The organism is Variovorax sp. GW821-FHT06D12, assembly GCF_059419205.1.
Genome location: NZ_JBWKRI010000007.1, coordinates 193,724 through 219,931 on the forward strand (window position 1 = coordinate 193,724; position 26,208 = coordinate 219,931).

26 protein-coding genes are annotated in these 26,208 nt (G+C 69.4%); 19 read left to right on the top strand and 7 right to left on the bottom strand.

The genetic code is table 11. The features are described 5' to 3' along the window. Window positions 1–25: 25 nt before the first annotated feature. Window positions 26–304 carry a double zinc ribbon domain-containing protein gene (locus AC07SQ_RS22140; RefSeq protein ID WP_495272829.1) on the bottom strand — a complete coding sequence of 93 codons (279 nt, stop codon included), beginning with the start codon at window positions 302–304 and terminating at the stop codon, window positions 26–28. A gap of 224 nt (window positions 305–528) precedes the next feature. Here AC07SQ_RS22140 and gorA point away from each other — a divergent pair, with 224 nt between their 5' ends. Further along, a complete protein-coding gene (gene gorA, locus AC07SQ_RS22145) occupies window positions 529–1,887 on the top strand; it encodes a glutathione-disulfide reductase (protein WP_495272830.1) in 1,359 nt (452 codons plus the stop codon). On the opposite strand, the gene AC07SQ_RS22150 is transcribed toward gorA, so the two are convergent. Both AC07SQ_RS22150 and AC07SQ_RS22155 read right to left on the bottom strand, forming a co-directional pair. Then, complete coding sequence (locus AC07SQ_RS22150; RefSeq protein ID WP_495272831.1) at window positions 1,884–2,792, bottom strand: ketopantoate reductase family protein; 909 nt, start codon at window positions 2,790–2,792, stop codon at window positions 1,884–1,886. The genes gorA and AC07SQ_RS22150 overlap by 4 nt on opposite strands. Window positions 2,793–2,844: 52 nt before the next feature. After that, a complete protein-coding gene (locus AC07SQ_RS22155) occupies window positions 2,845–3,759 on the bottom strand; it encodes a LysR substrate-binding domain-containing protein (RefSeq protein ID WP_495272832.1) in 915 nt (304 codons plus the stop codon). 187 nt (window positions 3,760–3,946) lie between these two features. Between AC07SQ_RS22155 and AC07SQ_RS22160 the strand changes: the two genes are divergently transcribed. The 7 genes from AC07SQ_RS22160 (at window position 3,947) to AC07SQ_RS22190 (ending at window position 10,895) form a co-directional block, all read left to right on the top strand. Further along, window positions 3,947–4,714 carry an ABC transporter permease gene (locus AC07SQ_RS22160; RefSeq protein ID WP_070061918.1) on the top strand — a complete coding sequence of 256 codons (768 nt, stop codon included), beginning with the start codon at window positions 3,947–3,949 and terminating at the stop codon, window positions 4,712–4,714. Between the two features lie 5 nt (window positions 4,715–4,719). Then, a complete protein-coding gene (locus AC07SQ_RS22165; protein ID WP_495272833.1) occupies window positions 4,720–5,748 on the top strand; it encodes an ABC transporter ATP-binding protein in 1,029 nt (342 codons plus the stop codon). Window positions 5,749–5,770: 22 nt separating this feature from the next. After that, window positions 5,771–6,847, top strand: a complete 1,077-nt coding sequence (locus AC07SQ_RS22170; RefSeq protein ID WP_495272834.1) for an extracellular solute-binding protein — start codon at window positions 5,771–5,773, stop codon at window positions 6,845–6,847. Window positions 6,848–6,856: 9 nt separating this feature from the next. Further along, window positions 6,857–7,678 carry an ABC transporter permease gene (locus AC07SQ_RS22175; RefSeq protein WP_495272835.1) on the top strand — a complete coding sequence of 274 codons (822 nt, stop codon included), beginning with the start codon at window positions 6,857–6,859 and terminating at the stop codon, window positions 7,676–7,678. Beyond that, on the top strand, window positions 7,629–8,177 hold the full coding sequence (locus AC07SQ_RS22180; RefSeq protein WP_062481403.1) for a TIGR00725 family protein: 549 nt from the start codon (window positions 7,629–7,631) through the stop codon (window positions 8,175–8,177). The genes AC07SQ_RS22175 and AC07SQ_RS22180 overlap by 50 nt, the downstream gene beginning before the upstream one ends. Window positions 8,178–8,236: 59 nt before the next feature. Next, window positions 8,237–9,754 carry an AMP nucleosidase gene (locus AC07SQ_RS22185; RefSeq protein WP_062481401.1) on the top strand — a complete coding sequence of 506 codons (1,518 nt, stop codon included), beginning with the start codon at window positions 8,237–8,239 and terminating at the stop codon, window positions 9,752–9,754. A 115-nt stretch (window positions 9,755–9,869) separates the two neighbouring features. Then, window positions 9,870–10,895 (top strand): Bug family tripartite tricarboxylate transporter substrate binding protein, encoded by a 1,026-nt coding sequence (locus tag AC07SQ_RS22190; RefSeq protein WP_167395071.1) that lies wholly within the window; start codon window positions 9,870–9,872, stop codon window positions 10,893–10,895. 12 nt (window positions 10,896–10,907) lie between these two features. Here the strand turns inward: AC07SQ_RS22190 and AC07SQ_RS22195 are convergent, their stop codons facing one another. Continuing rightward, window positions 10,908–11,603 carry an ArsR/SmtB family transcription factor gene (locus tag AC07SQ_RS22195; protein ID WP_070061854.1) on the bottom strand — a complete coding sequence of 232 codons (696 nt, stop codon included), beginning with the start codon at window positions 11,601–11,603 and terminating at the stop codon, window positions 10,908–10,910. 83 nt (window positions 11,604–11,686) lie between these two features. Between AC07SQ_RS22195 and AC07SQ_RS22200 the strand changes: the two genes are divergently transcribed. Then, complete coding sequence (locus tag AC07SQ_RS22200; protein ID WP_095950275.1) at window positions 11,687–12,853, top strand: cytochrome P450; 1,167 nt, start codon at window positions 11,687–11,689, stop codon at window positions 12,851–12,853. A gap of 1 nt (window position 12,854) precedes the next feature. Here the strand turns inward: AC07SQ_RS22200 and AC07SQ_RS22205 are convergent, their stop codons facing one another. Together AC07SQ_RS22205 and AC07SQ_RS22210 are read right to left on the bottom strand one after the other, a co-directional pair. Beyond that, entirely contained in the window at window positions 12,855–13,820 is a 966-nt protein-coding gene (locus tag AC07SQ_RS22205; RefSeq protein ID WP_495272836.1) for a flavin-nucleotide-binding protein, read from the bottom strand. Further along, window positions 13,817–14,482: a glutathione S-transferase family protein gene (locus AC07SQ_RS22210; RefSeq protein ID WP_095950277.1), complete on the bottom strand. Its 666-nt coding sequence runs from the start codon at window positions 14,480–14,482 to the stop codon at window positions 13,817–13,819. The genes AC07SQ_RS22205 and AC07SQ_RS22210 overlap by 4 nt, the downstream gene beginning before the upstream one ends. Window positions 14,483–14,587: 105 nt before the next feature. On the opposite strand from AC07SQ_RS22210, the gene AC07SQ_RS22215 reads away from it, so the two are divergent. From AC07SQ_RS22215 to AC07SQ_RS22245, 7 genes are all read left to right on the top strand, one after another. After that, complete coding sequence (locus tag AC07SQ_RS22215) at window positions 14,588–15,478, top strand: LysR family transcriptional regulator (RefSeq protein ID WP_495261500.1); 891 nt, start codon at window positions 14,588–14,590, stop codon at window positions 15,476–15,478. Window positions 15,479–15,516: 38 nt separating this feature from the next. Then, window positions 15,517–16,482, top strand: coding sequence for an ATP-binding cassette domain-containing protein (locus AC07SQ_RS22220; protein ID WP_062481101.1), 966 nt, complete (start codon window positions 15,517–15,519; stop codon window positions 16,480–16,482). Window positions 16,483–16,493: 11 nt separating this feature from the next. Further along, on the top strand, window positions 16,494–17,342 hold the full coding sequence (locus AC07SQ_RS22225) for an ABC transporter permease (RefSeq protein WP_095747082.1): 849 nt from the start codon (window positions 16,494–16,496) through the stop codon (window positions 17,340–17,342). Window positions 17,343–18,124: 782 nt separating this feature from the next. Further along, window positions 18,125–18,577 carry a MarR family winged helix-turn-helix transcriptional regulator gene (locus tag AC07SQ_RS22230; protein WP_062481097.1) on the top strand — a complete coding sequence of 151 codons (453 nt, stop codon included), beginning with the start codon at window positions 18,125–18,127 and terminating at the stop codon, window positions 18,575–18,577. Between the two features lie 81 nt (window positions 18,578–18,658). After that, window positions 18,659–19,084: an organic hydroperoxide resistance protein gene (locus tag AC07SQ_RS22235; protein WP_062481095.1), complete on the top strand. Its 426-nt coding sequence runs from the start codon at window positions 18,659–18,661 to the stop codon at window positions 19,082–19,084. 189 nt (window positions 19,085–19,273) lie between these two features. After that, window positions 19,274–20,392 (top strand): DUF2855 family protein, encoded by a 1,119-nt coding sequence (locus AC07SQ_RS22240; protein ID WP_495272837.1) that lies wholly within the window; start codon window positions 19,274–19,276, stop codon window positions 20,390–20,392. 33 nt (window positions 20,393–20,425) lie between these two features. Beyond that, a complete protein-coding gene (locus AC07SQ_RS22245) occupies window positions 20,426–21,469 on the top strand; it encodes a serine/threonine protein kinase (protein WP_070063054.1) in 1,044 nt (347 codons plus the stop codon). Here the strand turns inward: AC07SQ_RS22245 and AC07SQ_RS22250 are convergent, their stop codons facing one another. Then, window positions 21,470–22,366 carry a LysR family transcriptional regulator gene (locus tag AC07SQ_RS22250; RefSeq protein ID WP_495272838.1) on the bottom strand — a complete coding sequence of 299 codons (897 nt, stop codon included), beginning with the start codon at window positions 22,364–22,366 and terminating at the stop codon, window positions 21,470–21,472. It abuts the gene before it with no gap. A gap of 90 nt (window positions 22,367–22,456) precedes the next feature. Here AC07SQ_RS22250 and AC07SQ_RS22255 point away from each other — a divergent pair, with 90 nt between their 5' ends. From AC07SQ_RS22255 to AC07SQ_RS22265, 3 genes are read left to right on the top strand one after another with little or no spacing between them, the layout of a single operon-like run. After that, window positions 22,457–24,166 (top strand): acyl-CoA dehydrogenase family protein, encoded by a 1,710-nt coding sequence (locus tag AC07SQ_RS22255; RefSeq protein ID WP_495272839.1) that lies wholly within the window; start codon window positions 22,457–22,459, stop codon window positions 24,164–24,166. A 33-nt stretch (window positions 24,167–24,199) separates the two neighbouring features. After that, window positions 24,200–25,189, top strand: a complete 990-nt coding sequence (locus tag AC07SQ_RS22260; protein WP_495272840.1) for a Bug family tripartite tricarboxylate transporter substrate binding protein — start codon at window positions 24,200–24,202, stop codon at window positions 25,187–25,189. Between the two features lie 37 nt (window positions 25,190–25,226). Next, window positions 25,227–26,195, top strand: coding sequence for a tripartite tricarboxylate transporter substrate binding protein (locus AC07SQ_RS22265; RefSeq protein ID WP_495272841.1), 969 nt, complete (start codon window positions 25,227–25,229; stop codon window positions 26,193–26,195). Window positions 26,196–26,208: the final 13 nt, after the last annotated feature.

Here is a 26,208-nt window from a genome sequence, read left to right on the forward strand (position 1 = left end):
CCCCTTTTTTCGCGCGTCAGCCGCGCTACGTCGCCTGCGTCGACTGGCCGCATTGCGCGCAGAACTTCGCGCCGGGCGCCATCGCCGTGCCGCACTGCCGGCAGGCCGCGGGCAGCATCGACGTGCCGCATTGCTGGCAGAAGCGCGCGCCGGCTGCGTTCATCGCGCGGCAGGCCGGGCAGGCACTGCCGCCGGGTGGCGGCGGTGCGTCGCGGCCGTATCCATAACCGCCTTGCGAACCGTGGTGCCCGCCACCGCCGCCGTGGCGCGCGCCGCCATGTCCACCGAAGAGTCGTTCCAGCATGCCCATGTGTTTCTCCCTTGCGTCGTGCAACAGGCCGGTGGCAACGTCGCCGGTGGCGATGAATTCCCGCGGGCCTGACTGCAGTGGATTCCCTGAAGCAGCTTCAGGGTCAAGCGCCCCCCCGGCAAAGACCCTCGCAGGCCGCGGTGCTTCACGGCCATGCGCATGCCGAAAGCGCCGACGCTGGCCCGCCGCTACAGTCGGCCGCAAGGAGCGTCTTTCTCATGCAACCATTCGATTTCGACCTCTTCGTCATTGGCGGCGGCAGCGGCGGCGTGCGCGCCGCGCGCATGGCGGCGCAGACCGGCGCACGCGTCGCGCTGGCCGAGGCCGCCGAGCTCGGCGGCACCTGCGTCAACGTGGGCTGCATCCCGAAGAAGCTCTACAGCTATGCGGCCGGCTATGCCGAGTCTTTCGAGGAAGCCGAAGGCTACGGCTGGAAGCTGCCCGCGGCGCCGCAGTTCGACTGGGCGCACCTCAAGGCCCAGCGCGCCAAGGAGATCAGCCGGCTCAACGGCATCTACGGCTCGCTGCTGAAAAATTCGGGCGTCACGCTCGTCACCGGCTGGGCCCAGCTGGTCGATGCCCACACCGTGGAAATCGAAGGCAAGCGCCACACCGCGCGCCACCTGCTGGTGGCCACCGGCGGCACGCCCTTCGTGCCCGAGATTCCAGGCCGCGAACACATCGTGACCTCCGACGCGATGTTCGACCTCGACCCGTTCCCCAAGCGCCTGCTGGTGGTGGGTGGCGGCTACATCGCCTGCGAGTTCGCCTCGATCTTCAACGGCCTGGGTTCCAAGGTGACGCAGCTGCACCGCCGCGCCCACCTGCTCACCGGCTTCGACGACGACGTGCGCCAGTTCCTCGCGAACGAGATGGGCAAGGCCGGCGTCGACGTGCGGCTGAACTGCGAAGCCTCGTCGATCGCGCGCGGGCCCGACGGCCTCGTGGTCACGCTCGCGCGCGGCCAGCAGATCGAGGCCGACACCGTGCTCTTCGCCACCGGCCGCGTGCCCAACACACAAGGGCTCGGCCTGGAGGCGGCAGGCGTGAAGCTCGACGCCAAGGGCGCCATCGCGGTCGATGCGCACTACCGCACCTCGGTGCCGTCGATCTACGCGGTGGGCGACGTGTCGACCCGCGTGCAGCTCACGCCCGTGGCGCTGGCCGAGGCGATGGTGGTGGTCGATGCGCTGTTCGGCAAGGGCAAGCGCGGCATGGACTACGAGTTCATTCCCACCGCCGTGTTCACCCACCCCAACATCGGCACCTGCGGCTACAGCGAGATCGACGCGCGCGCGAAGTTCGGCGAGGTCACCGTGTTCTCCAGCGAGTTCAAGTCGCTGCGCCACACGCTCTCGGGCCGCAGCGAGCGCACCTTCATGAAACTCGTGGTCGACAAGAAGAGCGACCGCGTGGTGGGCCTGCACATGGTGGGCGCGGACGCGGGCGAGGTGGTGCAGGGCTTCGCGGTGGCGATGCGGGCGGGTGCGACGAAGGCGCTGTTCGACAGCACCATCGGTATCCACCCCACCGCCGCTGAAGAGTTCGTGACGATGCGCGAGCCGATGCCCGGCTAGGCGCCGGCCTGAGGCTGCTTGCCTTCGAGCAGCTTCACCATCACGAACAACACCCGGTTCGCCGGCGTCGGCACGCCCAGCGCCTCGCCGCGTCGCACGACCAGCCCGTTGAGGTGGTCGATCTCGCTGCGCTTGCCGCGTGCGAGGTCCTGCGCGGTCGACGAATACTGCGAGGGCATCGACTGCGCGATGCCGCGCACCGCCGCGTCGACATCGCCCGGAATCACCACGCCCTCGGCCTTCGCCACCGCAAGGCATTCGGCGACCACGTCGCGGATCACGTCGGTCACGCCCGTGCCCTGCACGAGCTCGCCGTAGGGCAGCTGCGACACGGCCGACAGCGCGTTGTAGGCGCAGTTGAGCACCAGCTTGGCCCACAGCGCGCCGCGCACGTTGTCGGAAATCTGCGTAGGCACGCCGGCCGCGATCAGTGCCTGCGCGACCTCGTCGCTGCGGCGCGAGGGCGCGATCACCAGTTCGCCGCGGCCGTGGTGTTTCACATGGCCCGGCCCCGCCATCTCGGTCGCCACGTAGACCACGGCGGCGGCCACGTCGTGCGACGGCAGCGCCGCGCGCACGCGCGCGTCGTTGTCGACGCCGTTCTGCAGCGTGAGCACCAGCGCGTCGGGCGCCAGGTGCGGCCCGATCTGCGCGGCGGCCGACTCGGTGTCGGTGGACTTCACGCAGAACAGCACGAGGTCGGCGCCCTGCACGGCGCCTGCCTCGGTGCTGGCCTCGAGGCGCACCTGTTCATCGAAGGCCTTGGTCTCCAGCCGCAGCCCGTTCGCGCGCACCGCCTCCACATGCGAAGGCCGGCCGATCAGCACCACCGCGTGGCCCGCGCGCGCCAGCATGGCGCCGTAGTAACAGCCGACCGCGCCGGCACCCATGACTGCGACTTTCATCGATTCGATTCCTTGGTTGTTCCGTGGGCAGAGCGTAGCGAAGACGGCCGTTTCATGCCTCGGTCTCCACGCCGCGCGACTTCTGCCCTTCGTCCATGATCCATTCGCGAAACGCCGCGAAGGCCGGCAGGTCGAGGCGGTCGGGCCGGTAGCACAGGTAGTGGCCCTGGTCCACGCGCACCGGCGTGCCGCAGGGGTTCAGCAGCGCGCCTTCGGCCAGCTCTTCCTGCACCAGCAGCTTGGGCACGAGGCCGATGCCCAGCCCGTTGAGCGCCGCCTGGATCAGCGCCGAGTACTGCGCGAAGCGCGGGCCGGCCACGGTCTGCACCTCGGGCACGCCGTGCTGCGCGGCCCACTGGCGCCAGGCGGTGGGCGCGCCCTCGTGGTGCAGCAAGGTGTGGCCGACGATGTCGACGGGCTGCACGATGCGATGCCGCCCCTCGACCAGCGCGCGCGCCACGATCAGCACGAACTCGCGCCCCGCGATGTATTCGGAGACCACGCCGGGCCAGCCGTCGGGGCCGTAGCGGATGGCGGCATCGACGCCGGCCGGGATGCCGTCGCTGGGCTCCAGGTGGCGGCTGAAGCTCAGCATCACGTGGCGGCTTTTCTGGCTGAAGGCCGGCAGGCGCGGAATGAGCCATTTGGTGAGGAAGGTGGGCACGCTGGCCAGCGTGAGCAGGCCGGCGCCGGCATCGCCCGAGCGCGCCTCGAAGGTCGCGGTCTCGATGGCGCGCAAGCCGCCCGAGATCTTCTGCCAGTACACGCGCCCCTGCGGCGTGAGCTGCACGCCGCGGCCGTTCTTCTGCAGCAGCTCGCGGCCGAGGAAAGCCTCGAGCCCCGCGATCTGCTTGCTGACGGCGCTCACGGTGATGCACAGCGCACCGGCCGCGAGCGTGATGCTCTGCTGGCGCGCCACGGCGTCGAAGGCCAGCAGTTCCTGGATGGTGGGGCAGTCGCGTTTCATGCCTGGCTCCGGTTGATGAAAGTCGTGTGAAAAACACTTGCCGATTGCTCAAGTGTCGTCATCCAACTTTCACCCATAAGTGTGCATCTGCTTCCTAGAATTCGCTAGAACGCGGCAATCCGCCGTGGGCAAAAAGTAGAGCATCCGGAAAGTATGCCGGGTGCGCAAGACCTTCGGAGACACCCCCTTGATTCGCGGCATCTCGCTCGTCTACGGCCTGTACCTGCTGCTGCCCATCGCCCTGCTGGCGATCGGCAGCTTCGGCGGCAACTGGACCAACACGCTGCTGCCCACGGGCGTCACCGGGCAGTGGTATGTCGACCTGTGGCTGGACACCTCGTTCCGCAAGGCCTTCGTGAGCAGCCTCGTGGTGGCGATGGCGGCCTGCGCGATCAACACGGTGCTGGCGCTGCCGCTGGCCTATGCGCTGTACCACGGCGCGCGGCGCGGCAGCAGCATCGCGGCGCGCATCGTGAGCGCCACGCCGGTCGCGGTGCCGACCATCACGCTGGCCTTCGGCTACATGATCGTGTTCAACACCGACCTCGCACCGTGGCTGGGCTCGATGCCGCTGCTGATCGCCGCGCACGCGATCCTCACGCTGCCCTACCTCACGAACACGCTGCTCACCGACCTGCGCCACCTGGACCTCGGGCGGCTCGAGCAGGCGGCCGCCACGCTCGGCGCCTCGGGCTGGCAGCAGTTCACCGGCATCGTGCTGCCCAGCCTGCGCCAGAGCCTGATCAGCGGGCTGGTGATGGTGGCGGCCATCTCGGTGGGCGAGTTCGGGCTGTCGAACCTGCTCACGAGCTTCCAGAACCGCACCTACCCGGTGGTGCTGCTGCAGGCCTTCTACGGCGCGACGGGCTTTGCCTGCGCGGCGACCGTCATCCTTCTCGTGCTGGCGAGCGCGTCGGCCCTTCTTTCTTCCTCCCTCGTGAAGCAGCGCGCGTAATCCTTATGAGCCTCCTCCTGGACAACGTCAGCTACAACTACCCCGGCAGCGCGCACGGCCTGCACGACGTGTCGCTCGACGTGCGCACGGGCGAGCTCGTCGCGGTGATCGGGCCCAGCGGCTCGGGCAAGTCGACGCTGCTCAAGCTGGTGGCAGGGCTGGAGACCGGCCACACGGGCCGCATCGTGCTCGGCGGCGACGACATGTCGCGCACGCCGGTGCATCAGCGCCACATCGGCATGGTGTTCCAGAGCTATGCGCTCTTTCCGCATCTGAGCGTGCTCGACAACGTGGCCTACGGGCTCAAGCTGCGCAAGGTGGACACGGCCCCGCGCCGCCAGCGCGCGCAGGAGCTGCTCGACATCGTCGGGCTGGGCGACCACGCGCAGCGCGCCGTGGCGCAGCTCTCGGGCGGCCAGCAGCAGCGCGTGGCCCTGGCCCGCGCACTCGCCATCGATCCGCGTGCGCTGCTGCTCGACGAGCCGCTGTCGGCGCTCGACGCCAGCGTGCGCGGCCACCTGCGCGACCAGATCCGGTCGATCCAGCAGCGCTTCAACGCGACCACGCTGCTGGTCACGCACGACCAGGAAGAAGCGCTGGTGATGGCCGACCGCGTGGCGATGCTGAAAGACGGCCGCCTGCTGCAGATCGCCACGCCGCGCGAGATCTACGAGCACCCCGCGAGCCGCGCGGTGGCCGAGTTCGTCGGGCTCTCGACGATCCTGCCCGCCAAGGTGGCGTCGCCGGGCCGGCTCGACATGGGCTTTGCCGAACTCTTCGCCGAGACCGGCAACCGCCCCTTCGGCACGCCGGTGCACGTGCTGGTGCGGCCCGAACACATCCGCCCCGACCCGACGCCCGACAGCGTGAACCGCCTGGCCGGCCGCACCGGCGCGCAGCGCTACCTGGGCGCGCTCACGCGCTACGACTTCGACGTGGCGGGCGCGGGCAAGCCCTTCCTCGCCGAGTCGGCCGCGCCGGCGGGCGAAGCGATCGCCATCGCCCCCGAACACCTTCGCCTGCTCGACCACTGACCTTTCCTCTCAAGGAGCCCCCATGCAACGCAGACATCTGATCCAGGCCGCCGGCGCATTGCCCGTGCTGTCGCTCGCGCGCACCGCTTTCGCCTTCGACGGCCCCGAGCTCTACGCGGGCGAGAAGGCGCTGTACGCCGAAGCGCAGAAGGAAGGCCTGTGCGTCTCCTTCGACACCGGCCCCGAGTGGGCCAACTGGAAGTCGCTGTTCCGCGACTTCAAGAAGCGCTACCCGGAGATCGAGCTGACCTACAACGACATCGGCTCGGCGGCCACCGTGGTCGCGCTCGAAAAAACCAAGCGCCGCCCGCAAGCCGACACCGCCTACTACTTCGCGGCCTCCGCCGTCGATGCCGCGAAGAAGGACGTGGTCGCGCCCTTCAAGCCCGTCAACTTCGACAAGCTGCCGGCCGTGTTCCGCGAGGCCGAGGGCCGCTGGTTCACCATCCACACGCTCAACATCGCGTTCCTCGTGAACAAGAAGCTGGTGAAGCACGTGCCCACCGGCTGGGCCGACCTGCTCAAGCCCGAGTTCAAGAGCACGGTGGTCTACCTCGACCCGCGCTCCACCGGCATCGGCCAGGTGCTGACCTTCGCCGCGGCCTACGCCAACGGCGGCAGCGTCGACAACGTGCAGCCCGGCACCGACTACCTGGGCAAGCTGCATGCGGCCGGCAATGTGCTGCGCGTGGAAGGCACCACGCCGTATGCCAAGTTTTTGAAGGGCGAGATCCCGGTGTGGATCAGCTACGAGAACGACGGCCTCAAGGCCAAGCATGTCGACGGCATGGGCGACGCGGTCGAGGTCGTGATCCCGAAGGAAGCCAGCGTGGCCGCGCCGTACGCCATCAGCCTCGTGAAGAACGGCCCGAACCCGAACGCCGGCAAGCTGTGGCTCAACTTCATCATGAGCGAGGCCGGCCAGTCGCTGTTCGCGCAGGGCTTCGTGCGCCCTGCCGTGCCGGGCACGCCGCTCTCGGCCGACGTCGCGGCCAAGATGCCGGCCGCGCCGCAAATCAAGCCGCTCGACGTGGTGAAGGCCTCGGAGCGCAAGGCCGAGGTCGACAAGCTCTGGGCGCAGGCCGCGCTGGGCAAGTAAGAGGCCGTGATGCGACGCTTTGGCGCCTGGCCCGCCTGGGCCTTCATGGCGCTGTTCTTCGCGGTGCCGCTGGCGGCGCTGCTGCCCGAGGCCTTCGGCGAGGGCGGCAGTGCCTTCGGGCGGCTGTTCGGCAACCCGCTGTTCCTGGGCGCGCTGCGCAACACGCTGGGCCTGGGCCTGGCGGCGGGCGCGATCTCGGCGCTGGTGGGCACCTGCATCGCCATCGAACTGGCGCGCCAGCCCGAGGGCCGTCGCCAATGGATGATGACCCTGCTGGGCCTGCCGCTCGCGTTCTCGGGGCTGGTGATCGCCTACGGCTTCATCCTCGCGTTCGGGCGCGCGGGCTTCGTGACGCAGCTGCTCGCGGGGCTGGGCGCCGACCCGGCCGTGATCGGCAGTTGGATCTACAGCGTGTCGGGCCTGGGGCTGGCGTATGCCTACTACCTGATCCCGCGCGTGGCGCTGTCGCTGTACCCGGTGTTCGCCAACCTCGACCTGCGCCCGGCGCAGGCGGCGCGCACGCTGGGCGCCTCGAAGGCGCGCGCCTTCCGGGACACGGTGCTGCCCGAGGTGCTGCCCTCGGTGCTGTCGAACGCCTGCATGGTGGCCGCGATTGCCATGGGCACCTACGGCACGGCGCTGGCGCTGGTGGGCACGCAGCTGAACATCCTGCCGCTGATGCTGCTCGCGCAGGTGGGCGACGGCGGGTCCGATTTCGCGGTGGCGGCGGCCCTGTCGCTGGTGCTGATGGTGGTGTGTGTGGTCGTGATGGGAGTGGGCGATGTCTTTACACGAAGGCGCGAGCGCGGTGCTGTCGGCACCGGTCACTGAGGCGCTGACGCGCCTGGCGCAACGGCAGTGGGGGCCGCAGCGCCACCGCCAGCCGGTGGCGATGCTCGGCCCGGGCGACGGCGGCCCGGCCGAATGCGAGGCCGCCTACGCGGTGGCGCATGCGCTGGCCGGCGCGGGCATGGCGGTGGTCTGCGGCGGGCGCGGCGGCGTGATGGCCGCGGCCTCGCGCGGCGCGGTGGAAGCCGGCGGCATCGCCGTGGGCATCCTGCCCGAGGACGACGACCGCCATGCCAACGAATGGCTCAGCGTGGCCATTCCCACCGGCATGGGCGAGATGCGCAACGGCATCATCGCGCGCAGCGGCGTGTGCCTGGTCGCCATCGGCGGCAACATGGGCACGCTGTCGGAGATGGCGATGGGGCTGAAATGGGGCAAGCCGGTGTTCGTGATGCACGGCGACGTCGCCCTGCCCGGCGCGGTGCAGGCCACGGACGTGGACGACATGCTGGCCAAGGTGCTGGCCTGCCTGCTGGACTGAGGCCTGCTCACCCTGTTTCCGGCCTCCCCATCGACACGGGCGCATTGCACAATGACGGCATGCCCTACATGCCCACCTTCGTTGCTCCCGCCCGCTTCACCGACGCCGCCGAGGCGCTCGACCAGGTCAAAGCCATCTACCAGGGCGGCCTGGCCCACCTGCGCGAATCGATGCTGCGCTTCGTCGCCGGCGAGGCGCTGCCGGGCCGGGTGCGGGCCTGCTACCCGTTCGTGCGGGTGCACACGCACACCGTCTCGCGCCACACGCCGCCGGCCAACGCCGGCCTGAGCTACGGCTTCGTGGCCGGCCCCGGCCGCTACGAGACCACGCTGACGCGGCCCGACCTGTTCTCGCGCTACTACCTGGACCAGTTCCGCCTGCTGCTGGAAAACCACCAGGTCGAGATCGAGGTGGGCACCAGCACGCAGCCCATTCCGATCCACTTCTCGTTCGCCGAGAACGACCACATCGAAGGCACGATGAGCGCCGAGCGCCGCGCCCTCATGCGCGACGTGTTCGACCTGCCCGACCTGGGCGCCATGGACGACGGCATCGCCAACGGCACCTTCGAGGCGCTGCCCGGCGAGCCGCAGCCGCTGTCGCTGTTCACGGCGGCGCGTGTCGACTACTCGCTGCACCGCCTGCGCCACTACACGGGCACGGCGCCCGAGTGGTTCCAGAACTTCGTGCTGTTCACCAACTACCAGTTCTACATCGACGAGTTCGTGCGCCTGGGCCACGAGGCCATGGCCGACGAGAACAGCGAGTACATCGCCTTCATCGAGCCCGGCAACGTGATCACGCGCCGGCGCGGGCTGGCCGCGGGCCACAGCGACACCTTCGCCCACCTGCTGGACGGCAGCCAGGGCACCGCGCCGCCGCGCCTGCCGCAGATGCCGGCCTACCACCTGGTGCGCGAGGACTACAGCGGCATCACCATGACCAACATCGGCGTCGGCCCGGCCAACGCCAAGACCATCACCGACCACATCGCCGTGCTGCGCCCGCACGCCTGGATGATGCTGGGCCACTGCGCGGGCCTTCGCAACACGCAGCAGCTGGGTGACTACGTGCTGGCCCACGCCTACGTGCGCGAGGACCACGTGCTCGACGAAGAGCTGCCGCTGTGGGTGCCGATCCCGGCGCTGTCGGAGATCCAGCTGGCGCTCGAGCAGGCGGTGGCCGACGTCACGAAGTGCGAGGGCCCCGACCTGAAGACGATCATGCGCACCGGCACCGTGGCCAGCACCGACAACCGCAACTGGGAGCTGTTGCCCGGCAACCAGCCGCAGCGCCGCTTCAGCCAGAGCCGCGCCGTGGCGCTGGACATGGAAAGCGCGACCATCGCGGCCAACGGCTTCCGCTTCCGGGTGCCCTACGGCACGCTGCTGTGCGTGAGCGACAAGCCGCTGCACGGCGAGATCAAGCTGCCCGGCATGGCCAACCACTTCTACCGCGAGCGCGTGGAACAGCACCTGCGCATCGGCATGCGCGCCATCGAGATCCTGCGCCAGGAAGGCACCACCCGGCTGCACAGCCGCAAGCTGCGAAGCTTCGCGGAAGTGGCTTTCCAGTAGGCTCCGACGCCTTTTCCCCCTCCGCGCCCCTCAGGGTTTCTCCCTGTGCGGGCGAGGGCGTGTTTGCCTTGTTTCGCGGACATCATTGGCTGTCACGTACACAACTGGAAACACGATGCGCCCGTCTTCGCCGCCTGCTGCCGCCGCCCTTCCCCTGTCCCGCCGCCGCTTCGGCACCTGGCTGGCAGCCTCGGCCGCTGCCGCCGGTGCGGGCCAGGCCGCGCTGTGGGCCGGCAACGCCCGCGCGGCCGACGCGCCACTGAGCAGCAAGCTGCGCATCGTCATTCCCGCCAACGAAGGCGGCGGCTGGGACCAGACCGGCCGCGCCCTCGGCGCCGCCCTGCTGGCCTCGGGCGCCGTGGGCACCGTCACCTACGAGAACATCGGCGGCAAGGGCGGCACCATCGGGCTGGCCAAGTACGTCGAGAAGTACGACGCCGACCCCGAGGCGCTGCTGGTCAGCGGCATGGTGATGGTCGGCGCGGTGGCGCTGCAAAAGCCCGCCGTCACGCTGGCGCATGTGTCGCCCGTGGCGCGCCTGACCAGCGACTACGAGGTGGTCGCCGTCAAGGCCGACTCGCCCATCAAGACCCCCAAGGACCTCGTCGCCCAGCTGCGCGCCGATGCCGCCAACACGGTCATCGCGGGCGGCTCGGCCGGCGGCGTGGACCACATGTTCGCCGGCATGCTGGCGCGCGTGGCCGGCGCCTCGGCGTCGCTGAACTACCAGCCGCACCCGGGCGGCGCGCAGGTGGTCGAGGCGCTCGAAACGGGCAAGGCGGCGGTCGGCATCTCGGGCTACAGCGAGTTCGCCGAGAACATCGCCAACGGCAAGCTGCGCGCCATCGGCGTGTCGTCCAAGCACCCGTTCCAGGGGATCGCCTCGGTGCGCCAGCAGGGCGTGGACGCCGACCTGGCCAACTGGCGCGGCGTGATGACCGGCAAGAAGGTGCCGCCCTACCGCCGCGGCCAGCTGCTCGAGGCGGTGCAACGCGCCACCACGCACGACCTCTGGCAGAAGACCATCAAGCGCAACAACTGGGACCCGTACTGGATGGCGGGGAAAGACTTCGAGAGCTTTCTCGAACTCGACACCGCCATGGCGGGCCCGCTGATCTATCTGCTCAAACTCAAGGCCTGAGCGCCTTCGCCCTCAGGCAAATAACTCCGGCATCTCGCGCTGCGCCTTCGGCGTGAGCGTGAGCGCGCGCCCGTCGAGTTCCTGCCGCACCCAGCCGCGCCGCAGCGACAGCTGCAGCCACGCGGCCCCGAGCGCGCCGCCCAGGTGCGGGCGGCGTTCGCTCCAGTCGAGGCAGGCGCAGGCGAAGCGGCGGCGCGAGCGGCGCACGGCGTCGACCTCGACGCCCAGGCTCTCCAGCGCGATCGCGCCGTCGGGCGTGAGTTCGTACGAGCCGCTCGCAAGGCCGCTGAGCCAGCCCTGCGCATGCAGCCGGTCGTGCAGCGCGACGCCCGCGGTGCCGGCCATGTGGTCATAGCAGGTGCGCGCGCTGCGCAGGCGGCTCGGCGTGTTGGGCTGGAAGGCGGTGGCCGCAGGGCGCGGCGCGCCGGCCACCACCATGAGGCTTTCGAGCGCGGCAGCCACGTCGTCGCTGGCCAGGCGGAAGTAGCGGTGCTTGCCTTGCACGAGCACCTCGACCAGCCGCTCCTCCTTCAGGCGCGCGAGGTGCGCGCTCGCGGTCGAGGCGGCCACCTCGGCCACCGTGGCGAGCTCGGTGGCGGTGCGGGCGTGGCCGTCCATCAGGCAGTTCAGCATGCGGGCACGCGCCGGCTCGGCGATGGCGCCGGCGAGGCGGGCGAGCTGGAAGTCGGAAGCGGTGGTGTCGTCCATGCGGGCATCCTAAGGCGATGCCGCATCCCACACTTCGTTCGCGACCGAAGTGTGCCGGCGGCCGCGAACGCACACTGCGCGCCATGAACACCGCCACCCTCACCCACCACCCCGCCGACCCGGTCGCCGCCGCCACGCATGCCGACCCGTACCCGTACTACGCCACGCTGCGCGACGGCCCGCCGCTCGCGTGGCACGCCGGCTTGCGCGTGTGGGTCGCAAGCCGTGCCGATGTCGTCATGCAGGTGCTGCAGGCGCACGGCCCGCTGCGCGTGCGCCCCGCCGCCGAGCCCGTGCCGCGCGCGATCGTGGGCAGCCCGGCGGGCGAGGTGTTCGGCCACCTCGTGCGCATGAATGACGGCCCCGCGCACCAGGCGCACCGGCCGGCCTTGCAGCGCGCGCTGGCCGGGCTCGACCTGCAGGCGGCGCACGCCGCCGCGCTCGACGTGGCGCGGCAGCTGCCTGCGCAGGCGCTGCTGTCCGAGGCGTTGTTTTCGCTGCCCGTGCGGGCGATGGCGCACCTGCTCGGCTTCGACGGTGCGACCTTGCCGCAGGTGGACCGCTGGATGCGCGACTTCGTCGCCTGCCTCTCGCCGCTGTCGAACGCCGACCAGCTGCAGGCGGCGAGCGTGGCGGCCGGCGCGCTGATGAACCGCTTCGAAGCCCTGAGCGCGAACGCCTCGCCGCGCGACGGCACGCTGCTGGCGGCGGTGCTGGCCGAAAGCACGGCGAGCGCGCCGCTCTCGCGCGCGCTGCTGGCGAACCTCGTGGGCCTGCTCTCGCAGACCTGCGACGCGACGGCGGGCCTGCTGGGCAACAGCCTGATCGCACTGGTGCGCGAGCCCGCGCTGCGCCCGCTGGCGCGCACGCGCGACGGGCTGCTCGCCATCGTCGAGGAGACGTCGCGCCACGATCCGTCGGTGCAGAACACGCGCCGCTTCGCGATCGAGCCCCTCGAGATCGCCGGCACCTCGCTGGCGGCGGGCGATGCGGTGCTGGTGCTGCTGGCCTCGGCGCACCGCGATCCGGCATTCAACCCCGAGCCCGACCGCTTCATGCCCGTGCGCGCGCGGCGCCGCGTGCTTGGCTTCGGCCATGGCCTGCATGCGTGCCCGGGACAGGCGCTGGCCTGCACGCTGGCTGCGGCGGGCCTCGAAGCGCTGCTGAGCCAGCGAAGCGCACCCGATCTCGATGCGCTCAGTTGGCACTATCGCCCGTCAGTCAACGGACGCATTCCCGTCTTCGACTGAGTCAGTGCGCAGCCCAGCGCCCCGTGCCCGCCAGGTGCGGCGACAACGCGGCCTCGCCCCAGCGCAGCGGCAGCGCGGCCGGGCGGCGCAGTGCGCGCGTGACGTGAAAGCGCATGAGCCGCTCCGCGCCCTCGAACGCCGCCACCTCGGGGCCGTCCGTGACGATCTCTGCCGTGGCACTCAGGTGCAACAACTCACCTGTGTCGAAATCGACGAACAGCAGGCCCGCGCGCGGATGCGCCTGCAGGTTGCCGAGCGTGTTGAAGAAGCGGTTGCCGTTGAAGTCGGGCACCGTGAGCACGCCGCCCGCATCGACGCGCACGAAGCCCGGCCGTCCGCCGCGGTGCGACACGTCGACGCCGTGCGAGCGTGCATCGGCCGCGTCGCCCACCGCCACCGCGTCGGGATACGCCGTGGCGATGAACAGCGTGTCGGACGCACCGATGAGCCGTTCGGCCGCGAGGTCGAGCGTGTCGAGCCACTGCACGGCCGGCTCGTTGACCGGCGGTGCGGCGAACACCGGCTCGCGCGCCTGGATGTAGCGCGGACAGTTGCCGAAGCTTTGCTGCACCTCGACCATGAAGCCCGTCGCGTCGAGCGCCTCGACCGTGCCGTTCATGCGGTTGCGCCGCCGCGTGTGCGGCTGGATGCCCAGCAGCCCCAGCATGGCACCGGGCGCGAGCTGGCCGACGAGCGGATCGCCGGCGCCCGGCAGTGCATCGATGCGCAGGTGCGTCGCGTCGGGCGAGTGCGCAAAGCCGGCGGGCGCGGCGAGCATGCTGGCCCACGGCTGCAGGTCGGCGTCGAGGCTGCCGACCACGAGGAACGGCAGCAGTGCGAAGAACTCGCGGTGCTGGTCGGGCATGTAGTCGCGGATCACGCGCGGGCCCACCGCCTCCATCTGCTCGCGCGAGCCCACGAGCGACTGCAGCGCGCGCTCGCCGGCGTGGAAGGGCGCGGCGATCATGACGCCACCGCCAGGCCGACCGGCGAACGCACCATCGGCACGAACCCGGGCAAGGCTTCCACGCGCGCCAGCCAGGCGCGCAGCTGCGGGTAGGCATCGAGCGACACGCTGCCCTCGGGTGCATGCGCCACGTAGGCGTAGTTCGCGATGTCGGCCAGCGTGGCCGACGGGCCCGCGAGGAAGGGCTGCTCGGACAGGCAGGTTTCCATCACCGCGAGCAGCGCGTGCGAACGCTTGACGGTCTCGGTGCGGTCGGCGTCCACGCCGAACAGCACCATGATGCGCGCCGCCGCCGGGCCGTAGGCCAGCGGGCCGGCTGCCACCGAGAACCAGCGCTGCACGCGCGCCGCGCCCACCGGGTCGCGCGGCATCCAGCGCGCCGGGTCGGGGGCGTAGCGTTCGTTGAGGTACACGAGGATGGCGTTGGAGTCGGCCAGCGTGACCTCGCCGTCCTCGATCACCGGCACCTGGCCGAAGGGGTTGCGCGCCAGGAACTCCGGCGTGCGGTGCTCACGCTGGCGCAGGTTGAGCTCGACGATCTCGAAGGGCAGGCCCAGCACCGAGAGGAAGAAGCGCACGCGGTGCACGTGGCCCGAGATGGCGCTGCCGAAGAGCTGGATGGGCTGGGCGGGCTGGCGGGTGTTGGTGCTGTTCTCGGTCATGAAGAGTCCTTCGGGTGGGTATGGCCTCGATTCTTCTCTCTTCCACCAAATGAATGAATAGCCTTTTCCGGATTTGACTGCTGCGTTTTCCGGTTTAATCGCGCCATGGATCGCTTCAAAGCCATGCAGACCTTCGTGCAGATTGCCGACCAGGGCAGCCTGACCCGCGCCGCCGAGGCGCTCGGCAGTTCGCTGCCCGCCGTGGTGCGCGCGCTCGCCGCGCTCGAGGCGCACCTGGGCGTGCGCCTTTTTCACCGCACGACGCGGCGCCTCTCGCTCACCGAGGAAGGCCGCCACTACCTGCCGAGCGCGCGCGAAGTGCTGCTCGCGGCCGACGCCGCCGACCAGGCGCTGAAGGCCGAGGCGCGCGAGCCCGCCGGGCAGCTGGTCATCACCGCGCCGGTGCTGTTCGGCCACATGTACGTGGCGCCCGCCATCGTGCGCTTCATGCAGCGCCACGAGAAGGTGCGCTGCAGCGTGCGGCTGCACGACCGCACGGTGAACCTGCTCGAGGAGGGCATCGATGTCGGCATCCGCATCAGCCCGCTCGAAGACTCGTCGCTGGTGGCGCAGACCCTGGGCACCATCCGCCGTGTGGTGGTGGCCAGCCCCGCCTTCCTCGCGCAGCACGGCGTGCCGCGCCATCCGCGCGACCTGGCGGGTGCGCCCTGTGTGCGCGGGCGCATCGATGCGCCGGCCCAATGGGCGTTCCGCGACGGCGGCAAGACCGTGCACGTGACGCCCGACAACCGCCTGGAGTTCAACCACCTCGCGCCCGCCATCGAGGCCTGCGCCGCGGGCATGGGCTTCGGCACCTTCTTCTCTTACCAGGTGCTGCCGCATGTGGCGCAGGGCCGGCTGCAGCTCGTGCTCGAAGACTACGAGCCCGCGCCCCGGCCCGTGAGCGTGATCTACCCGAATGCGCGGCTGCTGCCGGCGCGCACGCGGGCCTTCATCGAGTGGATGAAAAGCGAGTTCAGCGGGCTGCGCATGTAGCTGCTGCGCCAATCGGCCGGCTGCGTCAGAATGGCCGCGTGCCATCCCACACCACCCCCTCCTCGCCTTCTTCTTCGTCTTCTTCCCCGTTGTTCCAGGTCCGTGGGCTGCGCAAGCGCTACGGCGAGACCACGGTCGTCGACGATCTCTCGTTCGAGATCGCGCCCGGCGAGTGCCTGGGCGTGATCGGGCCGAACGGCGCGGGCAAGACCACCACCATCCGCATGTGCCTGGGCCTCACCGCGCCCGACGGCGGCAGCATCGAGGCGCTGGGCCTGCAGATGCCGCGCGACGCGCTGGCCATCAAGGCGCAGTTGGGCGTGGTGTCGCAGTTCGACACCCTCGATCCCGACTTCAGCTGCGCCGAGAACCTCGTGGTGTACGGCCGCTACTTCGGCTTCAGCAAGGCGCATGTGCGTGCACGCGTGCCCCAGCTGCTGGAGTTCGCCGCGCTCTCGCACAAGGCCGACGCCAAGCCCGGCGAGCTGTCGGGCGGCATGCGCCGGCGCCTGTCGCTGGCGCGCGCGCTGGTGAACGACCCCAAGTTGTTGCTGCTCGACGAGCCCACCACCGGGCTCGACCCGCAGGCGCGGCACCTGATGTGGGAACGGTTGCAGGTGCTGTTGCAGCAGGGCAAGTCGATCCTGCTGACCACGCACTTCATGGACGAGGCCGAGCGCCTGTGCTCGCGGCTGCTGGTGCTCGACCACGGCCGCAAGATCGCCGAGGGCCGGCCGCGCGACCTGATCGCCGAGCACCTGGAGCCTGATGTGGTCGAGGTGTATGGCAATGGGGCGCTGTCGCTGGCCGGATCGGCCGAGCTGCAGGCGCTGGCTGCGCGCGTGGAGGTGAGCGGGGAGACGGTGTTCTTTTACACGCAGGACGCGCGGCGTCTGCTCGATGCGCTCACGCAGCACGGCGGGCTGCGCACTTTCCATCGGCCGGCCAATCTGGAAGATCTTTTCCTCAAGCTCACCGGTCGGCAGATTCGCCAAGATGGCTAGGCCTTCTTTCTATGAACACAACCACAGCTTCTTCTGCCGTTTCTCCCGAGACACCTGTGCCGCCTTCGCCCTCCGTGTGGCGCGCGCCCGAGCTGTCGATGCGATGGTGGCCGGTGTTTTTGCGCAACCTGCTGGTGTGGCGCAAGCTGGCGCTGCCGAGCCTGATCGGGAACATCGCGGAGCCGCTGATCTGGCTGGTGGCGTTTGGCTACGGGATGGGCGCTCTCGTCGGGCAGGTGACGGTGGATGGCACGCAGGTGCCGTACATCCTGTTCCTGGCGAGTGGGTCGATCTGCATGAGTGCGATGAATGCGGCGAGCTTCGAGGCGCTGTATTCGGCGTTTTCTCGGATGCATGTGCAGAAGACTTGGGACGGGATCATGAATGCGCCGGTGGGGCTGGATGACATCGTGCTCGCGGAGATGCTGTGGGCGGCGTTCAAGTCGATTTTTACTGTGACTGCGATCTTGTTTGTGATGTTGGGGTTGGGGATCAGTCACAGCCCGAAGTTGATCGTGGCCTGGATGGTGTTGATTGGGTGTGGGATCACGTTTTCTTCTGTGGCGTTGATCTTCAATGCGTTGGCTAAGGGGTATGACTTTTTTACCTATTACTTCACGCTGTTCATGACGCCGATGATGTTTTTGAGTGGGGTGTTTTTTCCGCTGGAGCAGTTGCCTTCTGTTGTGCGTTCTGTTGCGGCTTGGTTGCCGTTGACGAATGCTGTTGCTTTGGTGCGACCGCTGTTTATGGATCGGTGGCCTGAGGGGTGGTGGGTGCATGCGGGTGTTTTGGTTGTGTATGCGGTTGTGGCTTTCTGGATTGCTTTGGCGTTGACTCGGAAGAGGTTTCGGGGGTGATGTTTAGGGCGTTGTCTGGTTTGCTTCCCGAGGCCGGGTCTCGCCCCGGCGGGCGACCTACTTTTCTTTGCTTCGCCAAAGAAACGTAGGCAAAAGAAAGGCGACCCTGCTGTCTGCGTCCCTCCGCTTCGCTGCGGGCAACCTGCGGTGCTCACGTTTCGCGGGGTCTCGCCCAAACTCGCTTCGCTCAAACAAGGGCGAGCCCTGATCCGCGAAACGCTGCGCTCCTCGGCGCAGCCAGAAGGGCTTTGGATACCAGCGGGCCATCGCTTCGCTCGGCCAGTGGGCCGCAGCAGGCGCTTCGCGCCTGCTGCGGCGAGGATTGGTCATGGCGTTGGTCCTTGCATGAGCGCATGCGTGTGCGTTCATACAGATGCGGATGTGCCTGCGACCACCACCACCACCACCACCACGAGCACAAACGCAGGCTTCGGCTGTTGGTAGTTCCCAGGCCGAGCGAAGCGACGGCCCGCCCGGTATCAAAGCCCCTCTGGCTGCGCCGAGGAGCGGAGCGTTTCGCGGATCAGGGCTCGCAGCTGTTTGAGCGAAGCGAGTTCTGCGAGACCCCGCGAAACGTGAGCACCGCAGGTTGCCCGTAGCGAAGCGCAGGGTCGCAGACAGTGGGGTCGCCTTTTCTTTGCTTACTTTCTTTTGGCGAAGCAAAAGAAAGTGAGTCGCCCGCCGGGGCGAGTCCCGGCCTCGGGAAGCAAAACGACCACCATCCCAAGTCACCCAAAACAACTACATTGCACACAATTCAATTGCGAACTACAATTCAACCCATGCCAACGAAACCCAACACAGACGACCTGCTCAAGCTAGACAACCAGCTCTGCTTCGCCGTCTACTCCGCCTCCTTGGCAATGACCCGTCTCTACAAGCCGTTGCTAGAAAAGCTCCAGCTCACCTACCCCCAATACCTCGTGATGCTCGCCCTCTGGGAGCAAGACGGCCCCACCGTCTCCGCCCTCGGCGAGCGTCTCTCGCTAGATTCCGGCACCCTCACCCCGCTCCTCAAGCGCCTCGAAGCCAACGGCTACGTATCCCGAGTCCGCGACGTAGCAGACGAGCGTCGCGTCCACATCACGCTCACCACCGCAGGCCGCAAGCTCAAGTCCCGTGCCGCCAACGTCCCCGAATGCCTCATGGCCGCCGCCGAATGCTCCGTCCCCGAGCTGATCGCCCTCACGCAGCAAATACAAACCCTGCGCGACCGCATCCGCAAAGCCGCCTGACACACAACCCATCCAGAGTTCTCCCCGGCTTCGTGAGAAGAAGCCCTTTCATCACCACTCCCCTGACCAAAGGAAATCACCATGACCACCAAGCTCGACAAAGTTCTCTACACCGCAGAAGCCCACACCGTCGGCGGCCGTGACGGCGCCGGCAAGTCCAGCGACGGCGCCATCGACGTCAAGCTGAGCTCGCCAGGCTCGGGCAAGCCCGGCACCAACCCCGAGCAGCTGTTCGCGGTCGGCTACGCCGCCTGCTTCATCGGCGCCATGAAGGCCGTCGGCCCGAAGATCAGCGTCAAGGTGCCGGAAGAAGTCGCCATCGACTCGAAGGTCTCCCTCGGCCCGACGAACGGCGGCGCGGCCTACGGCATCTCGGTGCAACTGGCGATCTCGCTGCCCGGCCTCGACGACGCACAGAAGAAGCTGCTGGTCGACACCGCCCACCAGGTCTGCCCCTACTCGAACGCAACGCGCGGCAACATCGACGTGGAACTGACCATCGTCTGATTCCGCTCTGACGGTTTCACAAAAAAAAGCGCCCCGGCCCCAAGCCCGGGCGCTTTTTTCATGTCTGTCTCACGGGTGACGCCGAAACGCACGCCGAGATAGCGCCTTTCACCAAGCTTGGCTAATGTGGCCGCACGTCTCGCCCGTCCCGCCCCCCGTCTTCAACACACACCCGTGGAGATCGACCCCATGAGCACCACCCACCTCCTGATCCGCAAAGACCAGCTGGCCACCACGCGCCTGCACACCGACACCACCGACCGGCCGCTGGCCGACGGCCAGGTGCGCGTGCGCATCGACAGCTTTGCGCTCACCTCCAACAACATCACCTACGCCGCCTTCGGCGATGCGATGAGCTACTGGCAGTTCTTTCCCTCCGAGGAAGAAGGCTGGGGCAGCATCCCGGTGTGGGGCTTTGCCAGCGTGGTGCAGTCGCAGCACCCGGGCGTGGCCGTGGGCGAACGGATCTACGGCTACTGGCCGATGTCCACGAGCGCGGTGCTCAGCCCCGACCGGCTCTCGCCCTCGCGCTTCACCGACGCGGCGGCGCACCGCGCCGAGCTGCCCGCGGTCTACAACCAGTACTTCCGCTGCAACGCCGACCCGCTGTACACCACCGACACCGAAGACCTGCAGGCGCTGCTACGCCCGCTGTTCATCACCTCGTGGCTCATCGACGACTTCATGGCCGACAACGACTTCTTCGGCGCCACCACCATGCTGCTGTCGAGCGCCTCGAGCAAGACGGCCTACGGCACGGCCTTCCAACTGCACCAGCGCGACGGCATCGAGGTGGTCGGGCTCACCTCGCCCGCCAACGTGGCCTTCTGCCAGAGCCTGGGCTGCTACGACCGCGTGGTGACCTACGACGCGCTGGACACCATCGCGGCCGACACCCCGTGCGTGTACATCGACTTCGCCGGCAACGGCGAGCTGCGCACTGCGATCCACGAGCGCTTCACCAACCTCAAGTACAGCAGCTCGATCGGCGGCACGCACGTGGAGCAGCTCGCCGCCAAGGGCGCGGGCAAGAGCCTGACCGGCCCGCGCGCCACGCTGTTCTTCGCGCCGGCGCAGATCAAGAAGCGCACCACCGAATGGGGCGCCGACGAGTTCGGCCGGCGCATGGTGGCCGCGTGGCACCGCTTCCTGGCCACGGTGACCGACGCCAGCAACCCCTGGCTGCACACCGAGCACCACCATGGCGGCGAAGCGGTGCAGGCCGCCTACGCGCAGGTGCTGGCGGGCAAGGGCGACCCGCGCACCGGCCATATCCTTTCGCTTTACAAACAAGCGGGCGCTCGCTGACCCGCGCGGGGCCCATGTGGCGACAATCGCCGCATGACCCCTTCTTCTGTCGCGCCCGCGAACACCCATCCTTACGAGAGCCTCACGCCCGACGTGGTGCTCGACGCGCTCGCGACACTCGGCCTGCACGGCGACGGCCGCCTCACCGGCCTGAACTCCTATGAAAACCGGGTCTACCAGGTCTACCTGGAAGACCCGAATCCCCATCCCGCGGTGGTGCTCAAGTTCTACCGCCCCGGCCGCTGGAGCGAGGCCGAGATCCTCGAAGAGCACGCCTTTTCGCTCGAACTGGCCGCCGGCGAGGTGCCGGCCGTGCCGCCGCTGGCCTTCGACGGCAAGACGCTGCACCACCACGCGGGCTTTGCCTTCAGCGTGAGCCCCTACCGTGGCGGGCGCGCGCCCGAGCTGGACAACTTCGAGGTGCTCGAATGGGTGGGCCGCTTCCTGGCGCGCATCCACACGGTGGGCAGCGCCAAGCCCTTCGAGGCCCGCCCCGCGCTCGACCTGCAGACCTTCGGCCTCGATTCGCGCGACTGGCTGCTGGAGAACGACAAGATCCCGCTCGACATGCAGCGCGACTGGGAAAAAATCTGCAACGAGGCGCTGGACATGGTCCGCGCGACCGCCCTGGCGCTGCAGCCGCCGGCCTCCGACTTCAAGCCCCGCAAGCTGCGCCTGCACGGCGACGTGCACCCCGGCAACATCCTGTGGACGCCCACCGACCGCCCCGGCGGCGGCCCGCACTTCGTCGACCTGGACGACGCGCGCACGGGCTTCGCGGTGCAAGACCTGTGGATGCTGCTGTCGGGCGACCGCGCGCAGCGCACGGCGCAGCTGTCGGGCCTGCTCGACGGCTACGAGCAGTTCCGCGAATTCGACCGCCGCGAGCTGGCACTCATCGAGCCGCTGCGCACCTTGCGGCTCATCCACTACAGCGCCTGGCTGGCAAGGCGCTGGGAAGACCCGATCTTCCCGATCAACTTCCCGTGGTTCGGCTCCAGCGACTACTGGAAAGGCCAGATCCTCGTGCTGGAAGACCAGTGCGAGCAGATGGCCGAAGAGCCGCTCTACGCGTGATCACTGAGCGGCGTTCGCGGCCAGGCTCTGCGCCACGCCTTCGAGCAGCCGCTCGACCAGCACATTGACCGGCCCGGCGCGCCACACGCCGTGAGCCTCCGACTGCGCCACCGCGCGGTCGAGCGGGCGGAACACCGCCCCGCGCAGCGCCGAGTGCCGCATCGCCTGCGGCACCAGCGCCACGCCCATGCCCTGCGACACCAGCGACACCACGGCCAGCCAGTGCCGCACCTCGTGGCGCACCTCGGGCAGGAAGCCCGCCTCGGCGCAGATCGACAGGATGCGCTCGTGGTAATCGGGTGAGGCTTCGCGCGAGAACAGCACGAAGGGCTGATCGCGCAGGTCGGCCGGCGCCAGCACGCGCTTGCGCGCCAGCGCATGGCCCGCGGGCAGGCAGGCCACGAAGGGCTCCGACAGCAGCAGCCGGTGCTGCAGCTCGGCCGGCATGCGGCTGGTGTGGACAAAGCCCAGGTCGAGCCGGTCGTGCAGCAGCTCGGCAATCTGCACGCCGGAGTTGAGTTCGCTCAGCGTGATGCGCACCGCCGGATGCCGCGCCTGGAACGCGCGCAGCGCGGGCGGCAGGCCGCGGTAGAGCATGGCGCCCACGAAGCCGATGCGCAGCCGGCCCGCCGAGCCGGTGGCCACGTCGCGCGCCTCCAGCGCGGCCTCCTCGGCCTGCAACAGCACGCGCCGCGCCGACACGCGCAGCGCCTCGCCCGCGGGCGTGAGCCGCACTTCCTTGCTGTTGCGCTCGAACAGGCGCGCGCCCACCGAGTCTTCGAGCTGGCGGATCGCCACCGACAGCGGCGGCTGCGAAATGGCCAGCCGCCGCGCGGCGCGCCCGAAGTGCAGCTCTTCGGCGAGCACGGAGAAGTAGCGCAGGTGCCGCAGTTCCATGAATAGTTAGATCAAATCGTACAAGACCAAATCAATATTAGACACGGATCATTGCCAACTCAACAATGCGGCGAACCAGGAGACGCCCGCATGCCCACACCCGCTGCTTCCGCTGCCACAGCCGCCGCGCACCCGATCCCCGATCGCCACGGCCAGAACCTCTTCACCACCGACACCGAGCTGCACACGCTGCTCGCGCTGTACCTGCCCGAGGCCCTGCGCACGCACATGCGCCCGCACTTCGAGCGCCTGGGCGGCCTGGCGGGCGGCCTGCTGGACGACCTGGCCGGCACCGCCGACCGCAACCCGCCCACGCTGAAGCAGCGCACGCGCACCGGCATCGACGAGCAGAAGGTCATCAAGCACCCGGCCTACGTCGAGATGGAGCGCCTGGCGCTCAGCGAGTTCGGCCTGGCCGCCATCTCGCACCGCGACGAGACGCTGGGCTGGAGCGGCAAGATGCCGCCGCTGGTCAAGTACGTGCTGACCTACCTCTTCGTGCAGGCCGAGTTCGGCCTGTGCTGCCCGGTCTCGATGACCGACTCGCTCACGCGCACGCTGAAGAAGTTCGGCGCGCCCGAGCTGGTCGCCAAGTACCTGCCGCGCCTGACCTCGCTGGACTTCGACGAGCTCGCGCAGGGCGCGATGTTCATGACCGAGCAGGCCGCCGGCTCCGACATCGCCGCCACCGCCACCACCGCGCAGCGCCAGGCCGACGGCAGCTGGCGCCTGGCCGGCGACAAGTGGTTCTGCTCCAACCCCGACGCCGGCTTTGCGATGGTGCTGGCGCGCGCCGACGACGCGCCCGCGGGCATGAAGGGCGTGTCGCTGTTCCTGCTGCCGCGCGAACTCGACGACGGCAGCCTCAACCACTACCGCATCATCCGCCTGAAGGACAAGCTGGGCACGCGCTCGATGGCCAGCGGCGAGATCCGCCTCGAAGGCGCGGTGGCCTACCTCGTGGGCGAGGAAGGCCGCGGCTTCCAGCAGATGGCCGACATGGTCAACAACTCGCGCCTGTCCAACGGCGTGCGTTCCGCCGGCCTGATGCGCCGCGCGGTGGCCGAGGCCGAGTACATCGCCTCCGAGCGCCGCGCCTTCGGCCGCGCGCTCGAGCAGATGCCGCTGATGCAGCGCCAGCTCGACAAGCTGCGCGTGCCGTCCGAGCAGGCCCGCACCATGGTCTGCCAGACCGCGCAGGCGCTGGCGCGCTCCGACGCCGGCGAGCCCGATGCCTACGCGCTGCTGCGCATCCTCACGCCGCTCATCAAGTTCCGCGCCTGCCGCGATGCGCGCCAGGTCACGGGCGACGCGATGGAAGTGCGCGGCGGCTGCGGCTACATCGAGGAGTGGAGCGATCCGCGCCTCGTGCGCGACGCGCACCTGGGCTCGATCTGGGAAGGCACCAGCAACATCGTGGCGCTGGACGTGATCCGCGCCGTGAAGCGCGAAGGCTCGCTGCCCGTGCTGCGCGCGCACGTCGAGAAGCTCATCAGCGACGCCACCACGCTCACACCGGCCTTTGCCGCCGCGCTGCGCGACACCATGGCGCGCGCCTGCGCCCTGGCCGAGACCGCCGCGCGCGAAGGCGGCGACGTGCTCGCGCGCCAGGCCGCCTCGGCCCTGTACCACTGCACCAGCGCCGCCGCGATGGCCTGGGAGGCCTCGGCCGGCGGCTCCGCCGCGCGCCTGCGCTGGGCCCAGCTGGTGCTGCTGCACCGCGTGCTGCCGCGCGACCCGCTGGCGCCCGACGCGCTGCCCGCCGACTGGCACGCCGCCCTGGTGCGCACGGCCGCCTGAGCCCCTTTTCGAGAACAACGGAGACAACCACCCATGCGACAACGACTCAGCCTCATCCTCGGCACCGCCTGCGCCGCACTGCTGCTGGCGGCCACGCCCACCGCGCAGGCCCAGCCCGGCGCCTTCCCGACCAAGCCCATGACGCTGGTCGTGCCCTTCCCGCCCGGCGGCCCGACCGACGCGATGGCACGCACGCTGGCCGCCGAGCTGCGCGACAAGCTCGGCCAGCCCATGATCGTGGAGAACCGCGCGGGCGCGGGCGGCAACATCGGTGCCGACTACGTGGCACGCGCCGAGGCCGACGGCCACACGTTGCTGTTCGGCACCTCGGGCCCGCTGGCCATCAACGTGAGCCTGTACCGCAAGATCAGCTACGACCCGACCAAGAGCTTCGCGCCCGTGATCCAGGTCGGCTACCTGCCGAACATCCTGGTGGTGAACCCGGCCCTGCCGGTGAAGAACGTGGCCGAGCTGGTCGCCTACGCCAAGGCCAACCCGGGCAAGCTGAGCTACGCCTCGTCGGGCAACGGCGCCTCGTCGCACCTGGCGGGCGTGCTGTTCAACTCGGTGGCCGGCACCGACCTGCTGCACGTGCCCTACAAGGGCACGGGGCCCGCGCTCAACGACCTGCTGGGCAACCAGGTCAGCATGACCTTCACCGACATCCTCACCGCGCTGCCCTACGTCAAGGCCGGCAAGCTGCGCGCGCTCGGCGTGGCCACCTCGGCCCGCTCGCAGGCGCTGCCCGAGGTGCCGACCATCACCGAGCAGCTGCACAAGCCCTACGACGTGAGCGTGTTCTTCGGCATCGTCGCGCCGGCCGGCACGCCGGCCGACCGCGTGACCAAACTCAACCACGCGTTCGCCGAGGTGCTCAACTCGCCGAAGGTCAAGCAGATGTTCGCCGCGCAGGGCCTGGAAGCCACGGCGGACACCTCGCCGCAGAAGCTCGCGCAGTTCATCGGCAGCGAAACGGCCAAGTGGAAGGACGTGGTGAAGAAGTCCGGCGCGCAGCTCGACTGACCGCCACGACGCACAAGAAAAACAAGGAGACAAGAAGATGAAAACGCAACGGCTGTCACGCCTGCTCGCCCTCGCCGCGCTGTTCACCGCAGCCGGCACCGCCACCGCAGAGACCTACCCGCAACGCCCCGTCACGCTGATCGTTCCGTACGCCGCGGGCGGGCCCACCGACCAGCACCTGCGCGCCGTGGCAGAAGAAGCCGGCAAGGCCCTCGGCCAGCCCGTGGTGCTGGACAACCGCCCCGGCGCGAGCGGCACCAACGGCGCCGCCGCGCTGGTGCGCGCCGCGCCCGACGGCTACACGCTGGCCGTGCTGCCGGCCTCGGTGTACCGCGAGCCCTTCATCAACAAGGTGGCCTTCGACCCCGCGCGCAGCTTCTCGTACGTGGTGATGCTGTCCGACTACACCTTCGGCCTCGCCGTGAAGGCCGACGCACCGTGGAAGACCTGGCAGGACTTCGCGGCCGATGCCGCACGCCGCCCCGGCAAGCTCAACGTGGGCGCCACCGGCGCCGTGGGCACGCCGCGCATCGTGATGGACGAGGCCGCCGAGATGGCGAAGGTCCAGCTCAACATGGTGCCCTTCAAGGGCGACGCCGAAGTCACCAACGCCATCCTCGGCGGCCACATCGACGCCGCGCCGCTCTCGGGCGTGGCCGTGCCGCACATCGACGCCGGCAAGATGCGCTACCTCGTGATGCTCACGCCGCAGCGCGTCAAGCGCTACCCGCAGGTGCCCACGCTGCGCGAACAGGGCGTGGACGCGGTCATCGATTCGCCCTACGGCATCGCCGGCCCGGCCGGCATGGACCCGGCCCGCGTGAAGACCGTGCACGACGCCTTCCGCAAAGCGCTGGCCTCGCCCGCCGGCCTGCGCGTGCTGGAGCAGCTGAACCAGCAGGCCAACGCGATGGACCCCGAGCAGTACCGCCGCTACGCGCTGGCCACGACCGCGCGCGAGAAAGAGCGCGTGGCGCGCCTGCGCCAGCGCGGCCTGCTCGACTGACCCCACACGTACA